We start from the raw sequence: 21,458 nt of genomic DNA, 5'->3' as shown, positions 1-21,458 counted from the left end.
CATGCAATTTCCCAAACCGAACATCACGCGATTGCCGCCAATTGGTGAGCAGTCGCGGTGACGGAAGGCGAAGGAGTGACCATGAACTTCAAGAAGTTTGCAGTAACCACGACTATGGCTGGTGCCCTGGGACTCGGTGCGTTCGGCCTGGGTGCGGGCATGGCGCAGGCCGTTCCCGATGTGCCCCAGCCGCCCCCGATTCCGGCACCGGCTGCGCCGGATGTGAATCTGCCGAGCGTCAACGTGCCCGACGTGAACGTGCCGAGCGTCAACCTGCCGGACGTGAATGTACCGACCGTGCGGTTCCCGGAGCTGGACAATTTCTTCCGGCTGCCGAACGGAAACATCGCGCCTGGGCAGTTGATGAATTCGCCGACCATCAACGGTGTTGCGAATCCCTTCTTCGGAATCCCGCCTGGTCAGCTGAAGAAGATGCCCACGGTGAACGGGATCGTCAATCCGTTCTTCGATGAGACACCGGGGCACTGGGTGATCCCGGACGCCCCGCTCCAGCCGGAGTCCTGAATCCGGCGGATGTGACATGATGGCCGCCTTGCCTTCGGGCAGGGCGGCCATCCCGTCTCTGCACGCGTCGAGGAGCAGCAACCTGTTGGTATAACCGAGATCAGCGGTCTCGTCGAAATGCGTAAGGGGGTGTAGCCCGATGACCGTCGTATTGGTCGACCCCCGCCGCCCATCCCTGATTCCCGTCGACGCGGTCGATCTGCTCACCGGTGATGTGCAGTACACCGAGGAGATGCCGGTCAAGGTGCCGTGGTCGTTGCCCGCGGCGCGGCCGTGGCTCTCGGACGAGGCAGAAGAAGAAACCGCCCCGGTTCTGCTGTCCTCGGACCCGGAGCATCCCGCGGTCAAGGCGCGTTTGGCGGCCGGGGCACGGTTGATCGCGGCTCCCCAAGCTCAGCCGGGAGAGCGACTTGTGGACGCCGTCGCGATGATGGATCACCTGCGCACCGCCGGGCCGTGGGAGAGTGAGCAGACCCACGACTCGCTGCGCCGGTATCTGCTGGAAGAGACCTACGAGCTGTTCGACGCTGTCCGTGGTGGCAACGCCGACGAGCTTCGGGAAGAGCTCGGTGATGTGCTGCTCCAGGTCTTGTTCCACGCGCGCATCGCCGAGGACGCGCCGACACATCCGTTCGGCATCGACGACGTCGCCGACGCGTTGGTGCGCAAGCTCGGCAACCGCGTGCCCGCAGTGCTTGCCGGAGAAACGATTTCACTGGATGAGCAACTGGCCCAGTGGGAGGAACGCAAAGCCCAGGAGCAGAAGGTGAAGGCCCGCGCGTCCTCGATGGATGACGTGCCCACCGGCCAGCCGGCGTTGGCGCTGGCACAGAAGGTGTTGGCCCGAGTGGCCCAGGCCGGCCTCCCCGCCGATCTGGTACCTGTCACACTGACGTCGGTGGTGGTGTCTGCCGATACCGACGCCGAGAACGATTTGCGTAGCGCGGTTTTGGAGTTCATGGACACCGTGCGGTTGGTGGAATCCGATGTGGCGGCCGGTCGGCGCGGCGAGGACGTGCCCGAGGAACTCGACGCGACCCCGCTGGGGTCAATCTCCGAGGACGAGTGGCGGACGTACTGGCCGGATGCGGTGGAGGCCGCGGCCGGGGGCGATGAAGGCGTCCAGGCTGACTCGGCTGACGAGGCCGACGTGCCCCAAGATGAACCCGATGACCCGGACGAGGCGGATCCCGCGCACGACGAGGGTGATCGTCTCGGCGATTGACGGCCTTCGGCGTGTCGTGGAAACGGACGGGATGACGAAGTGCCCGCCTATGAGCGACAATCCAGCGACAATCGCCCATCGGGCACCAGGGGCATCGTTGGTCACACGGTCAGTGTGTACTCACGTCGCTCAGATCCCAGTTGCCTCATATGCCACGGATTTTGGGTTGCTCACCTATCAGCGACAGTGTCGCTCGCAGCCCGGGCACTGGACGCATGATGCTTCTGAGACTGCAGGTACTGAAGTGGTAAAAATGCTCAGCGACAATGGGTTTGATGAGTCCTGTGGTGCCCACGTGGCGATTGTCGCTGAGTTGTCGCGCATAGGCGGGCACATCGGACACCCGCTTGAATTCGACGATCTAGGCCCCGGCCGGAACTGAAACCGGAACTGCCCGCCTTGCGAAATCGCAAGGCGGGCAGTCGGCCCCCCGCCGTGCTGGCTAGCTGTCGCTATTGTCCTTGTCCTTGTCCTTGTCCTTGCCCGTCAGCTTGCTGACACCGTTGTTGACGTCCTTCTTCAGCCGATCGACTCGATTCTTGACGTTCTCACCGACCTGCTTGGCCGCACCTTTGAGGTCGCCTTGCTTGAGCTTGGCGTTGACCTTGTCGGCGCGCTCCTGGGCGTGGGTGAGGCTCTTCTGGGTCTTGGTGACCCGCTTGGTGACATCGGCCTCGACCTTGTTCCCGGCCGACTTCAGCGCCACACCGACCTTGCTGGACGCGAATTCGTCTGCGGCCTCGTTGATCTGGGTCGTGGTCTCATCCACCTCGTCCTTGACCGCACGCAGAACCTTGCCGGTCTCGCGTTGGCCGGCCGCCAGCTGCTGCTGCGTGGGAGCGGCCGGAGCGTCAGGCAGTTTGGCCTCGATGCCCGTGAGCACCTTGCTGACGTTGTCGCCGATCTGTCGGCTGACCGTTCGGATGGCCTCGCCCGGTTCCGTCGCGAACTTGGCCGCGGCCACCTTCACCTCGTCGGGTACCTCGATGTCGTTGTCCTCCAGGAAGTTCACCACCCGAGTGGTCACCCGTTGAACGATGTCGGTGTACTCCGATCCAACGCCCCTGCCCAGTTCGGCAATGATGTCGCCGGCCAGCAGTGCGGACTGTTCGCGGGTCAACGTCTGGGTGCCGAACAGTGTGGGAACGTGCATCTGGTCGAGGGTGCGGGTCCAGGTGCCGTCCTCGTTGCGCTCGACGTCGGTGTAGCTGGTGTTGACCAGCAGCTTGAGCAGCGGCTCCAGGGCATCGGCCACCGGGGTGTTGACGTTCTCGCCCGTTGCGGCGGAGAACAATCCGGCGACGAGGCGCGCCGGAGCGAGCAGTGGCAGGCTTTCGGTGGTCAGCGTGGCGTAGAAGCTACCGGCGTCGTACTCACCGACCGGTACGGTGTAGGCCACCACACCGACGCCGGACCCTTCCTGTCCCGTTGCCAGGCCGAGCAATTCGTTGCCATAGGTGAGCACCAGCATCGAGGACGCCAATGAGTTCGCCCAAGCAATCGGGTTGGCTGTAACCGGAGCATCCGAGAGCAAGTCGTACTCCCAGGTGGCGTCGGCCTTGATGGTGATCACCATCGGTTTGCCATTGGCGTCATTGAGCATGACCAGCAAGTCGCCGACGTCGCTCAGCTCGACGCCGGAGACGTCACCGTTGACAAGTTTGGCGATGGTGTCTGGAGGCAGGCCGTAGAGCACATCCGTGCGTTCCGGGCTGACGGGGTTGATTCCGGTGAGCTCCTGGTAGATCGGTGCGAACCGCGCGTACAGCCCGCCATTCGGACGACCGGGATTCCGCAACAGTGCCATGGTCATCAGGGTGATATCGATGACGCCGCCGGGGGTTTCGATGTACGACGGTCCACCCTCGGGTGCCTCAGGGAATTCCAGATCATCCGGCAAGGGATAATCGAGGATGCTGCCGTCATTCTGATTCACCAGGCGGATGACATTTTGCCCGTCCGGGTTGATCACGATGTACATACCGTCGGTCTTGGGTTCCCCGGCTTGGATCTCACCGTTCTGCACTGCTTCGATGAACTGGCGGTAGGCCTCACCCGTGGCGATGGCGCCGTCACCATAGGCGATGAGATTGACGTTCTGGATGTAGGCGGTCCAGTTCACCAGCGGTGCAAGGAATCCCAGGTCGCCGGACAGGAAGTACGCCACTTGTTGTGGAGAGAGGCTCGACAGGGATCCGAGGAGGTCTCCGAAATCCCCGTCACCATTGGCCAAGCCAGCTAGCGCGCTCAGATCAAGGTTGCCCAACGCGCTGAGTTGATCGGTCGGTGACACCCACTGTCCATAGGTGTTGGTGGTCCAGTAGCCGGGGTTCTTCTCGGGGATGCCGAGTTCGTTCACGACGTAGTCGTGGGCGAGTTGGTTGTAGTCCTTCGTGGTGAGGTTCAGCTTGGCGAGGTCGACCTTGTAGGGAACGTCGGCAGTGATAGTTCGCTCGAACTTGAGGAAGCCCAGCTTGACCTTGATGGGCACGCTGATGCGATAAGTCGCGTTGTACGTTCCGCCGGCCAGCACGGTGTCGAGCGCATCCGGGTTGTTGAAGAACGGGTTCGGAACATTGATGGTTTGATACCTGATATCTGCCGGTATCAGTTCCCATGCCCAGGACGGAACGTCTTTGAACTCCGGCATGTTCTTGATGTCGACCGTGTATTGGATCGTCTGCTGAGCCAGGATCGTCGCCTTGTCGGCGGCGAGGAGCTCGGCCTTCTTTGCCCCGAACGCGTCTGCGTAGGCCGAGTTGTCCGATTCCGGTGTGTAGTACTGATCCTTGGTCGGGTCGAAAATCTTCGTCGGGTCCAGGTTCGGGTTGTACCACTGCACCCACTTGGGGTCGAGCTGCACACCGCCGGTGCCCCAGCCAACCAGTGGATCCTTGTCCTTCGCATCGAGGATCGCTTGGTAAATGGCGTTCGGGTTGGCTTCGATCTTGTTGCCATCGCCGATCGGCAGCCAGTCCGGGAAACCGACAAAGTAGGTCTCGCTGCTCACCGCGTTGGCCACCGTCGGCGTCAGCCCCACCCCGACGGTCGCCGCAATGGCCGTGCCGATCACGGCGGCCTTGGTTGCCTTCTTGCGACGATGATTTGCCATGCACCTGCCCCTCTCAGGAAATTTTCAGCCAGCCGTACGGACTTTAAGGTGGCAAACCGTCTTTCGCTGTCCGTCGTACGGGCGACAGTGCCTGGTTGTTGCATGGTCAACGAAGTTCGTTAGCTCGACTCGTGGTTGCAGTCGGCAGGGGATCAGTTAACTGAACTTGCCGGGCTTGGAACAAAGATGCATTGATTCCGAGAAAAACTCCAAGAAGTCGCCAAATCTGTCCAGGTGCGCCGACTGCAAAAATTTGCCATTGATCTTGATAAGGTTTGCGGTCGCGAGTCTTGGACCGTGTTCTCCGCCTACTCTGCCCGCGGGGTGAACCTCTGAGTGAGTGGCCGTGGAAAATTTGCCAGCAATCTACTTTTATTTGACGCGGGCGACACTGCCGTGGCGTCTGGTGCCCGTCGATCACGAAGTGGCATCGGCACCATCTCAGCTCAACCCGGCCCGGTTGGGCCGGCGCTGAAGCCGGTCCGCGGGGAATTAGCGTGGGGCGCATGCGGGTACTGCGGATCGTGGCCGTCGTCCTGGTGCTCAGCCTGGCAACCGGCGTGCCGCAGGCCAAAGCGGATTGCGCGGCCACCGGCTGCGACGTGCGTGCTCGCATAGCGGCGGCAGACGCCTATCTGGCGTCGCGCCCGGGCACGGTCGGCTATGTCCTGCGCGATCGCGCCGCAGGCACGCGCTATGCCAACGCCAATGCGAACACGATGATCTGGACTGCCTCCACCATCAAGTTGGCGATGGTCGTGGATCTGCTGACCCGGGAACGGGCCGGCGCATTGCGACTCTCAGGCGATGACCGCCAGCTCATGGTCAACATGTTGCGGGACTCTGACAACGACGCCGCCGACGCCCTGTGGACGCGCTATGGCGGGCCGGACCACCGCGCGTTCAACGCCAACTTTCCCCGCTACGGGATGACGGACCTGCGGCCTCAACCGGGCTTCGGGGAGATGTTTCCGTACTGGGGTTTTCAGAAGTCCACCACCAACGATCTCGACCGGCTGATGAATTACACGTTGACCCAACTGAATCCATCTGACGCGTCTGCCGTCGTCGCCGAAATGCGCCGGGTGAGCGCCGATCAGCAGTGGGGCGTGTGGGGCGCCGGGCCGACGATGAGCCCCGGCAACAAGAACGGATGGTCGCAGGAACAGGGCGGTTGGGTGGTCAACTCGGTGGGCTTCGCCGGTCCGAATCAGCGGTACACGTTGGCGATCATGAACGGGCTCAACGGTCAAGGTGGGTACGACGACGGCGTCGCGACCACCACGCGGCTCGGCCAGATCCTGTTGGGGTCCTGAGCTCACTCGAACAGCGTCGAGCCCCAAAATGCCGACGTGTCACCCTCGCGCAGGCCGGGAGGGCAGGCGAAGATCGCCGTCCCGGTGTGGGTGATGTACTCGTTGAGCAGATCCTTGCGGGCCAGTTCCCGTTGCATCGGGATGAACTGCTTCTCGGGGCTACGGACAAAGGCGATGAAGAACAAGCCGGCGTCCAGGTGGCCGAATCCATCCGAACCGTCGGTGAAGTTGTACCCGCGGCGCAGGATCTCGATACCGCCCAGATGCTCGGCGGAGGCCAACCGGACATGGGCGTCCTTGTCGATCTTCGGATTTCCTCTGCCGTCGGTGATCTCGAAGTTGAGTTCGTCGAACTCGTCCTGCAGCCCTATCGGTGCGCCGCTGCCCTTCTGCCGACCGATGACCCGTTCCTGCTCCAGAAGCGTGGTGCGGTCCCAGTTCTCGATGCGCATCCGGATCCGGCGGGTGATCAGATAGCTGCCGCCGGTGAGCCAGGCGGGCCCGTCACCGTCGGCAACCCAGACGAACTTGTCGAGCATGTCCGTCTCATCGGACTTCAGGTTGGCGGTTCCGTCCTTGAACCCGAACAGGTTTCGCGGGGTGGCCTGGTCCCGGGTGGTCGAGGAGGTACGGCCGAAACCGAGTTGGGAATACCGCACGGCCACGGTGCCGAACCCGACCCGGGCCAGGTTACGGATGGCGTGGACCGCGACCTGCGGATCATTGGCACACGCCTGCACGCAGATGTCCCCGCCGCACTTGGCCGGGTCCATGGTCTCGTTGGGGAACTTCGGCAGATCGCGCAACTCGGCCGGCTGCTTGTCGGCGATGCCGAAGCGGTCCTTGCCATCTTTGACGAAGAACGACGGCCCGAAACCGATCGTCAGCGTGAGCTGTGAGGCCGGCAAGCCCAGCGCCTCGCCGGTATCCGACGGTGGCGCATAGGGATTGCCGTCAACCGCGCCGCCCTGTTCGGTCTCCTCGCCGCGCGTCATTCGCTCGGCCATCTCGGTCCACTGCTTGAGCAGCGCGATGACGTCCTCACGCTTGTCGGTGGTGACGTCGAAGGAGCAGAAATGCATCCGGTCCTGCGCCTCGGTGACGATGCCGGCCTGACGCTCCCCGCGGAACTCGACCGGACCCTGCAGGGCACCGTGCGGCGTGCTCGCCGCGGACGCCCGGCCGGCCAGCGCACCCGCGCTGGCCGCACCGACGACCGCAGCCGTTACTCCAGCTGCACCGAACAGCTTGCGCCGCGAGAACCCGGCGGGATGCTCGGCAGCGGGGGCAGATTCAGACGGATCACTGATGGGCGATGACACCTTGCACCTGGCTTACCTCTTTGCTCAGCGCGTCGATGGCGCGCGAAAGCTCCTGTCGCTGCGGCTCGGTCACCTTGTCGTAGGAGACGAAGCCGTCACCCTCACGGTACTTCTCCAGCAGTTTCTCGACGTTGGCGAACTGTTCGTCGACCCGCTTGCCCAGCTCGGCATCACGTTCGTCGAGGATCGGCCGCACCGAGGCCACGGCAGTTTGCGAACCCTCGACGTTGGCCTTGAAGTCCCACAGGTCGGTGTGGCTGAAGATGTCCTCTTCACCGCTGATCTTGCTCAGGGCCACCTCGTCGAGCAGACCCTGGGCGCCACCGGCGATCTGGGTGGAGTCGATCGTCCAGTCGGGCGCCTTCACACCGGCCTCGAGTTCCTTGACGTCGGCCAGCAGCTGGTCGGCCAGTGCATTGGCGTCGGGCTGAAGGCCGGTGACCCACAGTTGCTTCTCCAGGGCGTGGAACCCGGTCCACTTCTGGCCTTCCTCCAGGTCGGCCTCACGCAGGTCGATCCGTGGGTCCAGATCGTTGGGGAAGGACTCGGCGACCGGCTCGATGCGCTCGTAGTAGGTGCGCGTGGTCGGGTACAGCGACTTGGCCTTGGCGACGTCCTTGGCCTTGATCGCGGCGACGAACGCCTCGGTCGACGGGATCAGCGCATCGGTTTGGCTCAACACGTAGCGCTTGTAGCTGTCGGCGGCTTCTTTGAACTTGCCCTCGGTGTCGATCTTGACGGCCTCACCGGTGACCTCGAAGTTGCCGCGGATGCCTTCGCCGACCATGCCGGGACGGCACGAGGTCTGGTAGGTGCCCGGCTGGGTGAGCTGAACGATCAGCTGACGCTTGAGGCCGGGGGAGATGTTCTCGACCTCGCCCATCACCCGCTCGCCGGCACCGTAGACGTAGAACTCGGTGACCTTGTCGCCGGTGTTGGTCACCACGAAGGTGCTCGGCCCCGTCGTCGCGGTGGTGCCCGACAGCTTGCACTCGGTGTCGGAGGCCTCGACGGTGATCTGCGCGCCCTTCTCGTCACCGCCTGCACCGCCGGTGGTGGCCTCCTTGGCCTGGCAACCACTCATCGATATGCCGGCCAGCACCGCGGCAGCGGCCGCGAATCCGGTCTTGGCGGCGGGGGACATCTTCACTTGGTGGACCTTTCGGACGAGGACGAGGTGGAGGTCTCCGGCTCGACGATCGGCTCGGAGGACGTTTCGGACGCCGTCGGCGTGGCCGGCGGAGCGCCGGCGGCTGCCCGCATCGGCTTCAGGAACAGCGCCAGCACCACGACGATGTAGGCCAGCCAGGCGGCGAACTGCAGCACCGTCGGCGTCGGGTCGATGTTGAAGACGCCCTGGATGATCTCGCCGTACCAGGCGGACCAATCGAACGCCCCGCTCATGTCGAAAGCCTTGGCGCTCAGCCCGGGCAGCCAGCCCACGGTCTGCAGCGCCTTGATGCCGTAGGCCAGGATGCCGGCGGCCACGACGATCAGGAAGATGCCGGTGTATTTGAAGAACTTGGCGAGGTTGATGCGGACGGCGCCGGCGTACATGCCGTAGGCGATCGCCGCGGCGATCAAGACGCCGATGATCAGACCGGTCAGCGGCCACAGGGTCTCGGCCTCGGCGTAGCCCACCATGAACAGCGCGGTCTCCACGCCTTCACGACCCACCGCCAAGAAGGCCAGCAGGGCGACCGCCAGGCCACCGGTCTGCAGCGCCTGCGACATCTCGCCGCGCAGCTGGCCGGACATCGAGGCGGATGCCTTTTTCATCCACAGCACCATCGTCGTGACGATGACGACGGCGATCAGCGAGGCGATCCCGGCGATGGCCTCGGCGCCGAGGCCGCTGATGGTGTTCTCGCCGAACTGGATCACCAGGAAGACGGTGACGGTCATGGCGATCGCGGCGCCCACGCCCAACCACACCCATTTGAGTGCGTCACGCCGTTCGGACTTGACCAGGAATGCGACGAGGATCGACACGACGATGGCGGCTTCGAGACCTTCCCGCAAACCGATCAGCCCACTGCCGAACACCTGGGATGTGACGTTGGATGCGGCCAGCGTGCTGGTCGGAACGTCCGAGATGACAGTCATCAAAGTGTCCTCGTTCGACCGGGGTGAAACCACCATAAAAAACATAGGCCTGCCTCGCCATAGCAAGGCGTGGCTCACCTTAGCAGGGGCGCCTGTGGGCTCGACCGCGCTGACGTCCGGACCTTCGGCAGCGGCCCGTCGGCCGACACGTCGAGGCCCGCGCATGCGACGATGGCGAATCAGATAGAGCGGGGTTTGAGGGAGTCCGGTGTCGCCAGTGCGTTGGCTGCGGGCTGTCGCCGTGGTGGCTGCGACAGCGCTGCTCTTGGCATCCAGCTGTTCGTGGCACCTCGGCACCCCGATCCCCGAAGGCGTGCCGCCACCGCCCGGCGACCCGGTTCCCGCCGTCGACACCTACGCCAAGGGCCGGCCGGCCGATCAACTGCATGACTGGGCCGCGCAACGGGCCCCGACGATGGGCATGCCCGTCAATGCCCTGGAGGCCTATGCCTACGCCGCACGCGTCGCCGAGGTGGAAAACCCCAACTGCCGGCTGGCCTGGACCACCCTGGCCGGCATCGGCCAGATCGAGAGCCATCACGGCACCTACCGGGGCGCGATGATCGCACGCAACGGCGACGTCACCCCGCCCATCCGCGGCGTGCAGCTGGACGGCACCGGCGGCAACCTGCGCATACCCGACACCGATGGCGGCAAGCTCGACGGCGATCCGCTGATGGACCGGGCCATGGGCCCGATGCAGTTCATCCCCGAGACCTGGGGCCATTTCGGGGTCGACGCCAACAACGACGGCGTCGTCAGCCCCGACAACTTCGACGATGCCGCACTCTCGGCGGCCGGTCTGCTGTGCTGGTACGGCAAGGACCTGTCCACCCCGAGGGGCTGGATGAAGGCCCTGACCGCCTACAACAACTCTGAGCAGTACGCCCGCATGGTGCGGGACTGGGCCACGGCTTATGCAGCCGGGCACGCCTTGTGACATCCCACGATCTAGTCTCATCCCTACACGCAGGACTCAATAAGGAGAAGCCAGTGCCCATCATCGAGCAGGTTGGAGCCCGCGAGATCCTCGATTCTCGTGGCAACCCGACGGTCGAGGTCGAGGTGGCCCTGACCGACGCCACGTTCGCCCGGGCAGCGGTGCCGTCGGGTGCGTCGACCGGCGAGCACGAGGCGGTGGAGCTGCGCGACGGCGGCTCCCGCTACGGCGGCAAGGGCGTCGAGAAGGCCGTGGAGGCTGTGCTCGACGAGATCGCGCCGGCGATCATCGGCCTGGCCGCCGATGATCAGCGGCTGGTGGACCAGGCCCTGCTGGATCTCGACGGCACCCCGGACAAGTCCCGGCTGGGCGCCAACGCGATCCTCGGCGTCTCGCTCGCGGTGGCCAAGGCCGCCGCCGACAGCGCCGCGCTGCCGCTGTTCCGCTACCTCGGCGGGCCCAACGCGCACATCCTGCCGGTGCCGATGATGAACATCCTCAACGGCGGCGCCCACGCCGACACCGGGGTGGACGTCCAGGAGTTCATGGTCGCCCCGATCGGCGCTCCGTCGTTCAAGGAGTCGCTGCGCTGGGGCGCGGAGGTGTACCACTCGCTGAAGTCCGTGCTCAAGAAGCAGGGGCTGTCCACCGGTCTCGGTGACGAGGGCGGCTTCGCCCCCGATGTCGCGGGCACAAAGGCTGCGCTGGACCTGATCGCGACGGCCATCGAGGCCACCGGCTTCAAGCTGGGGAGCGACGTGGCATTGGCGCTCGACGTCGCCGCCACCGAGTTCTACACCGACGGTTCGGGTTACGCCTTCGAGAAGGAGACCCGCACCGCCGAGCAGATGGCCGAGTTCTACGCCGGCCTGATCGACGCCTACCCGCTGGTGTCGATCGAGGACCCGCTGTCCGAGGATGACTGGGACGGCTGGGTGGCGCTGACCACGGCCATCGGTGACCGCGTACAGCTCGTCGGCGACGACCTGTTCGTCACCAACCCGGAGCGCCTCGAGGACGGCATCGAGCGCGGTGCGGCCAACGCGCTGCTGGTCAAGGTGAACCAGATCGGCACGCTCACCGAAACCCTGGATGCCGTTGCGCTGGCGCACAACAGCGGTTACCGCACCATGATGAGCCACCGTTCCGGCGAGACCGAGGACACCACCATCGCCGACCTGGCGGTCGCGGTGGGCAGCGGCCAGATCAAGACCGGCGCCCCGGCCCGCAGCGAGCGGGTCGCCAAGTACAACCAACTGCTGCGCATCGAGGAGGCCCTCGGTGATGCCGCACGCTACGCCGGCGATCTGGCCTTCCCGCGGTTCGAAGCCAAGTAATTCAGCACCACGACGTCGATGCCCGAAGCGAAGCGGCCCGATCCGAAGCGACGGTCCCCGGCCTCCCGACCCGGCAAGCCGGGCAAGGCCGGGGAGTCGAATCGGCCGCGTGCCTCGCAGGCGCGGCGTCGCGTCGGCGAGACCCGCTCGGCGCCGGCCGAGCCGGCTCCCGACGAGACCGTCACCAAAGCCATTGCGATACAAGCCCAGCAGCAGGCCGAGTTGCAGTCGGAACTACGGTTCGGATCGACGGCGCGCCGAGCGGCGATCCTGGCCGCGGTGGTGTGTGTGCTGACGTTGACCATCGCCGGGCCGGTCCGCACCTACTTCGCCCAACGCACCGAGATGAAACAGCTCAAAGCCAGCGAGCAGCAATTGCGTGCCCAGATCGCCGATCTCGAACAGCAGAAGGTCAAGCTGGCCGATCCGGCCTACATCGCGGCCCAAGCCCGCGAACGGCTCGGGTTCGTCATGCCCGGCGACACCCCGTACCAGGTGCAACTTCCCCCCGGGGCGATGGAGCCCGAAGAGTCGCTGGCACCTGCCCTGCCGGGGTCCGACGTGCCTGCCGGTCAGCCCTGGTACACGTCGCTGTGGCACACGATTGCCGATGAGCCACATGGGGTTTCGCCGACGATCGATGGGCCGCCGCCGGTCCCGGCCCCGCCGGCTCCGCCTGCACCCGGAGGTCCTCATGGTTGATCCTGCCGACATCGACGCGGTGACACGGCAACTCGGTCGCGAGCCGCGCGGCGTGCTGGAGGTCGCCTACCGCTGCCCCAACGGCGAGCCCGGGGTGGTGAAGACGGCACCTCGGCTTCCCGACGGCACTCCGTTTCCGACGCTGTACTACCTGACGCACCCTGCGCTGACCGCGGCGGCCAGCCGGCTGGAGTCCTCCGGACTGATGCGGGAGATGAGCGAACGCCTGCACGAGGACGAGGAACTGGCCGCGGCCTACCGGCGGGCACATGAGTCCTATCTGGCGGAACGCGATGCGATCGAATCGCTGGGCACCACGTTCACCGGTGGTGGCATGCCCGACCGGGTCAAGTGTCTGCATGTGGTGATGGCCCACTCCCTGGCAAAAGGCCCCGGTGTCAACCCTTTTGGCGACGAGGCGCTGGCGCTTTTGGCCGTCGAGCCGGGCATGGCCGGAATTCTTGATCGTGAGGTGTGGGGGTGAGCCGGGTCGGCGCAATTGACGGCTCGCGCCGGGTCGGCGCAATCGACTGTGGCACCAACTCGATTCGCCTGCTGATCGCCGACGTGGTGGACGGCAAGCTGCATGACGTGCACCGCGAGATGCGGGTCGTGCGGTTGGGGCAGGGGGTCGACGCCACCGGTCAGTTCGCTCCGGAGGCGTTGGCCCGCACCGAGTCTGCGCTCGCCGACTATGCGGCGTTGATGTCCGAGCATTCGGTGACCGCGGTGCGGATGGTCGCCACCTCCGCGGCCCGCGACGCCGGCAACCGTGACGAGTTCTTTGCGATGACCGCGCGGTTGTTGGGCAGCGTGGTGCCCGGCTCGGTGGCCGAGGTGATCACCGGGACAGAGGAGGCCGAGCTGTCGTTCCGCGGTGCCGTCGGTGAACTCGACCCTGACGCAGGCCCGTTTGTGGTGGTCGATCTGGGTGGCGGCTCGACCGAACTGGTGCTGGGCCACAGTGCGGTGCAGGCCGGCTTCTCCGCCGACATCGGGTGCGTCCGGCTGACCGAGCGGTGCCTGCACTCCGATCCGCCGACAGCCGCCGAGGTGGCGCAGGCCCGAGCGGTGGCCCGTGACGGGCTGGCCGAGGCGCTGCAGGTGGTGCCGGTGGAACGCGCGTGCACGTGGGTCGGTGTGGCCGGGACGATGACGACGCTCTCGGCGCTGGCGCAGGGCATGACCGAATACGATCCCGACGCAATTCATCTGTCCCGCATCGGGTTTGACGACTTGCTCAAGGTATGCGAGCAGCTGATCGGCATGACCAAGGCGCAGCGGCTGGCGCTCGGGCCGATGCATGCCGGCCGTGCCGATGTGATCGGTGGCGGGGCGATCATCGTCGAGGAGTTGGCGGCCGTGCTCAGCCGACGGGCCGGCATCGAAGAACTCGTCGTCAGCGAACACGACATTCTCGACGGCATCGCGTTGTCGATCGCCTGACCGCTCGGTGCTTCTCTCTGCGCGCCGGTTTCTACCTGTGGGTTGTTGATTGCGTGGTGCAGCGACCCTGTGGTGGAAAGCGGTGGCGCGGTGCGGCCAAGCGGTGGCTTACCCGTCACTTGGTGCGCCGGTTTCTACCTGTGGGTTGTTGATTGCGTGGTGGAGCGACCCTGTGGTGGAAAACGGTGGCGCGGTGCGGCCAAGCGGTGGCTCACCCGTCACTTGGTGCGCCGGTTTCTACCTGTGGGCTGTTGATTGCGTGGTGGAGCGACCCTGTGGTGGAAAACGGTGGCGGGCTGCGGCAAAACGGTGGCGTGGCGGTGGCTCACCCGTCACTTGGTGCGCCGGTTTCTACCTGTGGGTTGTTGATTGCGTGGTGGAGCGACCCTGTGGTGGAAAACGGCGGCGGACTGCGGCAAAACGGCGGCACGACCCCGGCCAAGCGGTGGCTCACCCGTCACTCGTCGCGCCGGTTTCTACCTGTGGGCTGTTGATCGCGTGGTGTAGCGACCCTGTGGTCGAAAACGGCGGCACGACCCCGGCCAAGCGGTGGTCCACCCGCCAAATCCACACATAAAAACAACGGCCGAACGCGGTTACCCGCGTCCGGCCGTTGCCGTGACTACTTAGATCAGGCCTGCGGCCCGTGGTTGCTCGCCGGAGCGACCACGGGGGCCGGGGCCGGCGTGGTGACGACAGGCTGCGTGCCTGCGGGAACCAGCGCCGGCTCAGAGGCCGGAGCAGCCGGAGCCGGAGCACCCGGAACGCCCTCGGCCGGCGGCACCGCGGTGGCGGCGCTGCCTGCGCCCGCGGCCGGGGCACCCTCGGCGACCGGCGTGCCGTGTGCGACCGGGGTCGACTCGGGGGCCGGAGCGCCCGGAGCGGCAGCCGGAGCGCCCTCAACCGGAGCACCCGCAGCCGGAGCACCCGGGGCCGGAGCCGCCGGAACGGCTTCGGTGCCCGGCGGAGTCGCGGCCGGGGCTGCCTCGGTGCCGGCCGGGGTCGCGGCGGGCAGATCAGCTGCACGGCTGCCTGCACCGGTACCGGCCGGGGTGGTCTCGGTGGCGGCCGGAGCAGCGGCGGGTGCCGGTGCCGGGGTGGCAGCGGCCGGAGCGGCAGCACCAGGTGCGGCGGCAGCCGGGCTCGGGGTGGCGGCCGGAGCGGCGGCGGCCGGGGCCTGACGCTTCGGGGCGCCGGCGGCCGGAGCAGCGGCGGGTGCGGCAGCGGGCTTGTCCCACACGAGCAGGTCGCGGCCACCGGCGTTGTAGACGACCTCGGTCGGCTGGTCACCGGTCACGTCGAAGTAGATCTTGCCGCTGGTCTTCTGACCCTGCGCGAGAGTGGCCGGGTTGACGCCCTGCGGGCTGGGCACCTGGAACAGGGCACGGTAGTTCTGCCCGTCGGCGGCGCGGATGTTGAAGTTGGAGACGATCGGCGTCACCGAGCCCTGAAGGGCTTCATTGGTGGCGGTGACCTCCCACAGGGTGCCGCGAACCGGGTAGTTGATGGTGTCGGTGCTCGGCTTGAGGTCGGTGACCGTCCAGCCCTGCGCGCCGTTGTCCAGCTTGGCCTGGCTGCCGAGCGAGGCGGTGGTGACGCCGCCGTCTTCGGCGAGCGCCATCGGGGCCGCACCGACGATCGCCGCCGCGGCGATGGCCGCTCCGGCAAAAGCCGTACTGATGTTCGTCATCTTCAAGGCATTCACTCCTGACTGGTCCAAAACACGTGGCAGGCCCCCGGCAGTGGGACACCCACTTCATGCGAAGTTAGCAGCTTAAGAGGACGATTAGGAACACCAGTTCGCAGTTTGTGCCACCGGTGCCTGGCAGAAAAGGGGGCCGAGAGGCCGGTGCCGCAGCCTGGGTACAGCCTGTGTGACCAGTATGTTCGCGCTGTGCGCGCGGTCACGACCAGCCGGTTCTCCGCCACCTCGAATCTGGCTGAGTGGTAACCATTGATTTCGGCCCCGTCGACGGTTCAGTCGACGTTCAACGACGGTCAACCGGCCATGGACAAGCCCGCGGCGACCGCGAAGCCCAGCACCGCTGCCAGCCCGGCGTTCTCTTTCGCCTTCTCGGTGGCCTCCGGAATCATCGAGCCGACGAGCATGACCAGCAGGGCCCCGGCGGCGAAGCCGTTGATCGCGCCTTGGAACTGGTCGCCCGCCACGTGTTGGAGCTGATAGCCGCCGACGGTGGACAGCGCGCACAGCGCGGCGATCGCCGTCCAGCCACCCACGATCCGGCGCGCCGGCTGCCCGGCGGACCGCATGTCGCTGGCCGAACCGATCGCCTCGGGAAGGTTGGACACGAAGATCGAGACCACCAAGGCCAGGCTGACACCGGCCCCGCCGGCGATGCCGATGCCGAGCGCGGCCTGTTCGGGGATGCCGTCCAGTAACGCGCCCAGCAAGAGCGGCAGACCGGCCGTCTGGGTTCCGTTGCGGCCCAGCCGATCTACGGCGTGGTCGGCGGCGTAGAACACCACGGCTCCCACGGCCAGGCCGAGGGCCACCGCCCAGGCGCCGCTGGCTCGGAAGCCCTCCTCGGCGAGTTCGAACGAGATGCTGGAGATGAGCGCTCCGGCGCCGAATCCGAGCACGAGGCCGACGAGGCGTCGATTCCAGTCACGGATGACACCGGCGACGGCGCCGATGAGTAGTGAGGATGCAGCGACCAGGCCCCAGGTCAGCGCGGAAAGCACATGGCGCAGCATAGGCCAGCGCGGGAGCCGGACGCGGAAGATGAGAAGGACAGCGAACGCACGAGATCACGTCCGATCGGCGTGATCGACAAATATTCGGGAGCGTGGCGAGTGCGGGTGGTGGCCTGTCGTCGGTCGCCCGCGCGACAGGCCGCCGACGGCGTCAGCGCCGCGCGTTGCAGTTCGGGGGGTTTCCGCAGTGGTGGCCACTGTCGCAGGCATTGCAGCGACAGGTGCACGATCCCTTGGTTGCGATGCGCATCGTTGTTCAACTCCTCACTGTTCGGGTGCCGTCGGTGTGGCCGGCAGCAAACTCCCGAGTTCGGGCGGATATCAACATATAACGACTTCACAATAGTTCGGGCCACCGTGAAAATAAAGGATTCCGGCAACCCCGTGCGTCGTGGTCGGCCGGCTTGTCGGCCGCGACCGCGATCAGGTGAACAAAGCGTGAAAATCGGTGGCGGAAGCGGCTTTACGGGCTCAGGCCGTGGTGTCGCGGGCGCCGAGGCGCAGATGCTCGATGTGGTAGACGGCCTCGTCGAGCAGCTGGGCGACGTGGCTGTCGTAGAGCCGGTAGACGATGTTGCGGCCGGACCGGTCACCGGTGACGAGGCCGAGTGCCCGCAATAGCCGAAGCTGGTTGGAGACGGCCGGCTGTTCCATGCCGACCGCCGCGGACAGTTCGGTCACCGAGCATGGTGACTCGCGCAGGCGGGTCAGGATCAGTAATCGGTTGGGGGAGGCGAGGGCTTGCAGGGTTTCGGCGACCTTGGCTGCCGAGGCGGCGTCGAGTGAGGCTGCCGGCGTCGCGCGCCCCTCTACTCCGTGGCCCATGACGTTCATTCAAGCATGCGGCCCCAAACGTCATTGATACATTTCAATCTCTACATGTATAAATGTCTAAGTGTGAGCCCCGACCGGAAGGCGTCGTCCATGACCGCTCTGTCGACTGACCGCGTACCGTCGCAGCGCACCGCTTCACCCGCGCGCCGGCAGGTCGGTGGCTGGATCTGCTCGTTGGACTCCGTGCGCTGGGCCGCCGCCGCCCTGGTGCTGATGATCTGCGGAGGTGTCGCGCACCTCGCGGGCGCGCCCGCGCCGGTCTGGTGGACGCTGTATCTGGCCTGCTACCTCGCCGGTGGTTGGCAATCGGCGGTGTCGGGTTTGCGCGCGTTGCGCGAGCGCACCTTGGACGTCGACCTGCTGATGATCCTCGCCGCGATCGGTGCGGCATCGATCGGGCAGGTCTTCGACGGCGCACTGCTGATCGTCATCTTCGCGACATCGGGCGCGTTGGAGGACGTGGCGACCACCCGTACCGAGCGATCGGTGCGGGGCCTGCTCGACCTGGCTCCGAGCGATGCGACGCTGCTCGACGCCGACGGGTCACAGCGCGTCGTCGACGCCGAGACGTTGCGTCCGGGTGACGTCATCCTGATCCGCCCCGGGGAACGAATCTCGGCTGACGGCACCGTGACCGGTGGCGCTTCGGACGTCGACCAGTCCTCGATCACCGGGGAGCCGCTGCCGGTGGCCAAGCAGACCGGCGACGACGTCTTCGCCGGCACCCTCAACACCTCGGGAACACTGCGGGTCACCGTCACGCGCGACCCGTCGAGCACGGTGATGGCCCGCATCGTCGAGGCCGTGGCCCGAGCCTCCACGACCAAGGCCACCACGCAGCTGTTCATCGAGAAGGTCGAACAGCGCTATTCGATGCTCGTCGTGGTCGCCACCCTCGCGCTGTTCCTCATCCCGTTGGCCTTGGGGGATGATCTGCGCTCAACCCTGTTGCGCGCCATGACATTCATGATCGTCGCCTCACCGTGCGCGGTCGTGCTGGCCACCATGCCGCCGCTTCTGTGTGCGATAGCCAATGCCAGCCGTCGCGGCGTGCTGGTGAAATCGGCGGTCGCGATGGAGCGGCTGGCCGACACGGCCGTCGTCGTACTCGACAAGACCGGAACTCTGACCACAGGAGCGCCACGGGTGTCGGAGGTGGTGGCGTTGCGCGACATCGACGTGCTCGCAACTGCCGCTGCCGCAGAGCAATTCAGTGAGCACCCGATCGGCCGGGCCATCGTCGCCGAAGCCGTCTCGCGTGGCGTCGCCGTGCCCGAGGCCACCGGCTTCACCGCCAGACCCGGCCGGGGTGTGGTGGCCACCGTCGCGGGGCAGCGGGTCGAGGTCCTCAGCCCGGCGGCCTACCGCGGCCCGGCACTGGCGGCGGTGGACGAGATCGAGACTGCCGGGGCGACCGCGGTCGTCGTGACCGTCGACGGCGCCGCGATCGGGGTGCTGGGGCTGCATGACCGGCCCCGCCCGGAGGCGGCGGCTGCGGTGCGACGTCTGCGTGCCCTCACCGGCTGCTCGCCGGTGCTGCTCACCGGCGACAATCAGGCCGCGGCGCTGCGGCTGGCCAGGCAGTTGGGTATCGACGATGTGCGGGCGGGGTTGCTGCCCGACGACAAAGCGGCCGCGGTACGTCAGCTGGAGGCCGGGGGCCGGCGGGTGCTGATGGTGGGCGACGGCGTCAACGACGCCCCCGCGATGGCGAGTGCACACTCGTCACTGGCGATGGGAGGCTGCGGTGCCGATCTGACCGTCGACACCGCCGACGTCGTCACCGTCGGCGACGACCTCTCATCGGTGGCCTCGGTGATCACCCTGGCCCGGCGAGCCCGGCGACTGGTGAAAGCCAACCTGGTCATCGCGGCCACCGTCATCACGGTTCTGGTGGCCTGGGACCTGTTCGGGCACTTGCCGTTACCGCTCGGTGTGGCCGGTCACGAGGGATCGACCATCCTGGTGGTGCTCAACGGCCTGCGACTGCTCAGGGGCGCAGTACGTCCCTGAGCGCGTCGAGCACCGCCGGGTCCTCGATGGTGGAGGGCACCGGTTCGTCGAGACCGTCAGCGATGCCGCGCATGGTCTTGCGCAGGATCTTGCCCGAGCGGGTCTTCGGCAATGCCGACACCACGTCGACCTTCTTGAAAACCGCTACCGCGCCGATGTTGTCGCGTACCCGATTGATCAATTCTTCGGTGATCTTGTCGGCTGACGCGCCGGTCTTGAGCACGACGAACCCGCGCGGCACCTGGCCTTTGAGTTCGTCGGCCACGCCGATCACCGCGCACTCGGCCACCGACGGGTGGTCGGCCAGGACCGCTTCGATCGATCCGGTCGAAAGCCGGTGCCCGGCAACGTTGATCACGTCGTCGGTGCGGCCCATCACGAACAGGTAGCCGTCGGAGTCGAGGTAGCCGCCGTCGCCGGTGAGGTAGTAGCCGGTGAACGCGGACAGGTATGACGCGACGTAGCGGTGATCGTCGCCCCACAACGTGGGCAGCGTGCCCGGGGGCAGCGGCAGCTTGATGCAGATGGCGCCTTCCTCGCCGGCCTCACACCGGGTGCCGTCCGACCGCAGGATCTGCACGTCGTATCCCGGCATCGGCACCGTGGCCGAACCGGCCTTGATCGGCAGCGGTTCGATGCCCATGGGATCGGCGGCGATGGCCCATCCGGTCTCGGTCTGCCACCAGTGGTCGACCACCGGGATGCCGAGTTTGTCCGCGGCCCAGTGGTAGGTGTCGGGGTCGAGGCGCTCGCCGGCCTGGAACAGGTACTTGAGCCCGGACAGGTCATAGTCGGCCAGGCGGGCGGCGTCGGGATCTTCCTTCTTGATCGCCCGGATCGCCGTGGGGGCGGTGAACAGCGCCTTGACGCCGTACTCGGCGGCCACCCGCCAGAACGCCCCGGCGTCGGGCGTGCCTATCGGTTTGCCTTCGTAGAGAACGGTTGTCGCGCCCAACAGCAGCGGCGCGTACACGATGTAGGAGTGCCCGACGACCCAGCCGACGTCGGAGGCCGCCCAGAACACGTCGCCGGGGGCGATGTCGTAGATGTGGCGCATGCTCCACAGCAACGCCACCGCATGGCCGCCGTTGTCGCGGACGATGCCCTTCGGTTTACCCGTGGTGCCCGAGGTGTAGAGCACATACAGCGGGTCGGTGGCCGCCACCGGCACCGGGTCGGCCGGTTGCGCGTCGGCCACCAGCTGCTGCCAGTCGTGATCGCGGCCGTCGACCAGCTCGCACGGGCACTGTTCGCGTTGCAGGATGACGCAGGCCCGGGGCTTGTGCTCGGCGAGTTCGAGCGCCGCATCCAGCATGGGCTTGTACTCGATCAGACGCGTCGGCTCGATGCCGCAGGACGCGCTCACCACGACCACCGGACGGGCGTCGTCGATGCGGGTGGCCAGCTCGTGGGCGGCGAACCCGCCGAACACCACCGAGTGCACCGCCCCGAGCCGCGCGCACGCCAACATCGCGATGACGGCCTCGGGCACCATCGGCATGTAGATCACCACGAGGTCGCCCTTGCCGACCCCGAGCCCGCGCAGCGCCCCGGCGAACCGGGCGGTGGCGTCGCGCAATTCCCGGTAGGTGTAGGTGGCCTTGGTGCCGGTGACTGGGGAGTCGTAGATGAGGGCGGCCTGCTCACCGCGCTCGGCCACGTGCCGGTCCAGCGCGTTGGCGCAGGTGTTGAGCTCGCCGTCGGGGAACCACCGGTAGAACGGCGGGTTGCTGTCGTCGAGCACCTGATGCGGCTCGCTGGTCCAGGTCACCGCCTTGGCGGCGTCGGCCCAGAACGTGACCGGGTCGGTGATGCTGGTGTCAAAAAGGGCGCGATAGCCGGACATACCGCAAACCGTAATCTGC

General features: G+C 66.5%; 17 protein-coding genes. 9 read left to right on the top strand and 8 right to left on the bottom strand.

The genetic code is table 11. The features are described 5' to 3' along the window. Positions 1 to 81 precede the first annotated feature (81 nt). On the top strand, positions 82 to 525 hold the full coding sequence (locus tag A5733_RS20360; protein WP_076241455.1) for a hypothetical protein: 444 nt from the start codon (positions 82 to 84) through the stop codon (positions 523 to 525). Between the two features lie 139 nt (positions 526 to 664). Beyond that, positions 665 to 1,750, top strand: a complete 1,086-nt coding sequence (locus A5733_RS20355) for a nucleoside triphosphate pyrophosphohydrolase (protein ID WP_076241438.1) — start codon at positions 665 to 667, stop codon at positions 1,748 to 1,750. Between the two features lie 442 nt (positions 1,751 to 2,192). Here A5733_RS20355 and A5733_RS20350 read toward each other — a convergent pair whose 3' ends face one another. Beyond that, positions 2,193 to 4,862 (bottom strand): PE-PPE domain-containing protein, encoded by a 2,670-nt coding sequence (locus A5733_RS20350; RefSeq protein WP_076241437.1) that lies wholly within the window; start codon positions 4,860 to 4,862, stop codon positions 2,193 to 2,195. Positions 4,863 to 5,368: 506 nt separating this feature from the next. Between A5733_RS20350 and A5733_RS20345 the strand changes: the two genes are divergently transcribed. Then, the gene (locus A5733_RS20345; RefSeq protein WP_076241436.1) at positions 5,369 to 6,178 is read left to right on the top strand and encodes a tat pathway signal sequence; all 810 of its coding nucleotides are present in this window, start codon (positions 5,369 to 5,371) and stop codon (positions 6,176 to 6,178) included. 2 nt (positions 6,179 to 6,180) lie between these two features. On the opposite strand, the gene efeB is transcribed toward A5733_RS20345, so the two are convergent. The 3 genes from efeB to efeU are packed head-to-tail and all read right to left on the bottom strand — an operon-like array spanning position 6,181 to position 9,606. Further along, on the bottom strand, positions 6,181 to 7,500 hold the full coding sequence (gene efeB, locus A5733_RS20340) for an iron uptake transporter deferrochelatase/peroxidase subunit (RefSeq protein WP_076241435.1): 1,320 nt from the start codon (positions 7,498 to 7,500) through the stop codon (positions 6,181 to 6,183). Further along, on the bottom strand, positions 7,481 to 8,644 hold the full coding sequence (gene efeO, locus A5733_RS20335) for an iron uptake system protein EfeO (protein WP_198938904.1): 1,164 nt from the start codon (positions 8,642 to 8,644) through the stop codon (positions 7,481 to 7,483). The genes efeB and efeO overlap by 20 nt, the downstream gene beginning before the upstream one ends. A 2-nt stretch (positions 8,645 to 8,646) precedes the next feature. Then, positions 8,647 to 9,606: an iron uptake transporter permease EfeU gene (efeU, locus tag A5733_RS20330; RefSeq protein ID WP_067768206.1), complete on the bottom strand. Its 960-nt coding sequence runs from the start codon at positions 9,604 to 9,606 to the stop codon at positions 8,647 to 8,649. A gap of 208 nt (positions 9,607 to 9,814) precedes the next feature. Between efeU and A5733_RS20325 the strand changes: the two genes are divergently transcribed. Genes A5733_RS20325 through A5733_RS20305 form a run of 5 tightly spaced genes read left to right on the top strand, consistent with a single transcriptional unit; the run spans position 9,815 to position 14,031 of the window. Next, on the top strand, positions 9,815 to 10,546 hold the full coding sequence (locus A5733_RS20325; protein WP_067768208.1) for a lytic transglycosylase domain-containing protein: 732 nt from the start codon (positions 9,815 to 9,817) through the stop codon (positions 10,544 to 10,546). 53 nt (positions 10,547 to 10,599) lie between these two features. Further along, the gene (gene eno, locus A5733_RS20320; protein WP_076241433.1) at positions 10,600 to 11,883 is read left to right on the top strand and encodes a phosphopyruvate hydratase; all 1,284 of its coding nucleotides are present in this window, start codon (positions 10,600 to 10,602) and stop codon (positions 11,881 to 11,883) included. A gap of 18 nt (positions 11,884 to 11,901) precedes the next feature. After that, positions 11,902 to 12,585, top strand: coding sequence for a septum formation initiator family protein (locus tag A5733_RS20315; protein WP_076241432.1), 684 nt, complete (start codon positions 11,902 to 11,904; stop codon positions 12,583 to 12,585). Beyond that, positions 12,578 to 13,069 carry a DUF501 domain-containing protein gene (locus A5733_RS20310; RefSeq protein WP_067768214.1) on the top strand — a complete coding sequence of 164 codons (492 nt, stop codon included), beginning with the start codon at positions 12,578 to 12,580 and terminating at the stop codon, positions 13,067 to 13,069. The genes A5733_RS20315 and A5733_RS20310 overlap by 8 nt, the downstream gene beginning before the upstream one ends. Further along, positions 13,066 to 14,031 (top strand): Ppx/GppA phosphatase family protein, encoded by a 966-nt coding sequence (locus A5733_RS20305; RefSeq protein ID WP_076241431.1) that lies wholly within the window; start codon positions 13,066 to 13,068, stop codon positions 14,029 to 14,031. The genes A5733_RS20310 and A5733_RS20305 overlap by 4 nt, the downstream gene beginning before the upstream one ends. A 631-nt stretch (positions 14,032 to 14,662) precedes the next feature. Here the strand turns inward: A5733_RS20305 and A5733_RS20300 are convergent. From A5733_RS20300 to A5733_RS20285, 3 genes are all read right to left on the bottom strand, one after another. Next, positions 14,663 to 15,727, bottom strand: a complete 1,065-nt coding sequence (locus A5733_RS20300; RefSeq protein WP_198938903.1) for an MPT63 family protein — start codon at positions 15,725 to 15,727, stop codon at positions 14,663 to 14,665. 302 nt (positions 15,728 to 16,029) lie between these two features. Then, entirely contained in the window at positions 16,030 to 16,734 is a 705-nt protein-coding gene (locus tag A5733_RS20295; RefSeq protein ID WP_076241454.1) for a ZIP family metal transporter, read from the bottom strand. Between the two features lie 483 nt (positions 16,735 to 17,217). Then, positions 17,218 to 17,571 (bottom strand): metalloregulator ArsR/SmtB family transcription factor, encoded by a 354-nt coding sequence (locus A5733_RS20285; RefSeq protein WP_067763938.1) that lies wholly within the window; start codon positions 17,569 to 17,571, stop codon positions 17,218 to 17,220. 99 nt (positions 17,572 to 17,670) lie between these two features. Here A5733_RS20285 and A5733_RS20280 point away from each other — a divergent pair, with 99 nt between their 5' ends. Further along, positions 17,671 to 19,593 (top strand): heavy metal translocating P-type ATPase, encoded by a 1,923-nt coding sequence (locus A5733_RS20280; protein WP_076241453.1) that lies wholly within the window; start codon positions 17,671 to 17,673, stop codon positions 19,591 to 19,593. Here A5733_RS20280 and A5733_RS20275 read toward each other — a convergent pair. Next, a complete protein-coding gene (locus A5733_RS20275; protein ID WP_076241428.1) occupies positions 19,571 to 21,439 on the bottom strand; it encodes a propionyl-CoA synthetase in 1,869 nt (622 codons plus the stop codon). The genes A5733_RS20280 and A5733_RS20275 overlap by 23 nt on opposite strands. Positions 21,440 to 21,458: the final 19 nt, after the last annotated feature.

The sequence above is a fragment of the Mycobacterium sp. NS-7484 genome (assembly GCF_001953975.1).
GTDB lineage: Bacteria > Actinomycetota > Actinomycetes > Mycobacteriales > Mycobacteriaceae > Mycobacterium.
Note: the sequence above shows the minus strand (reverse complement) of the source record. Positions and strands in the feature narration are given on the sequence as shown.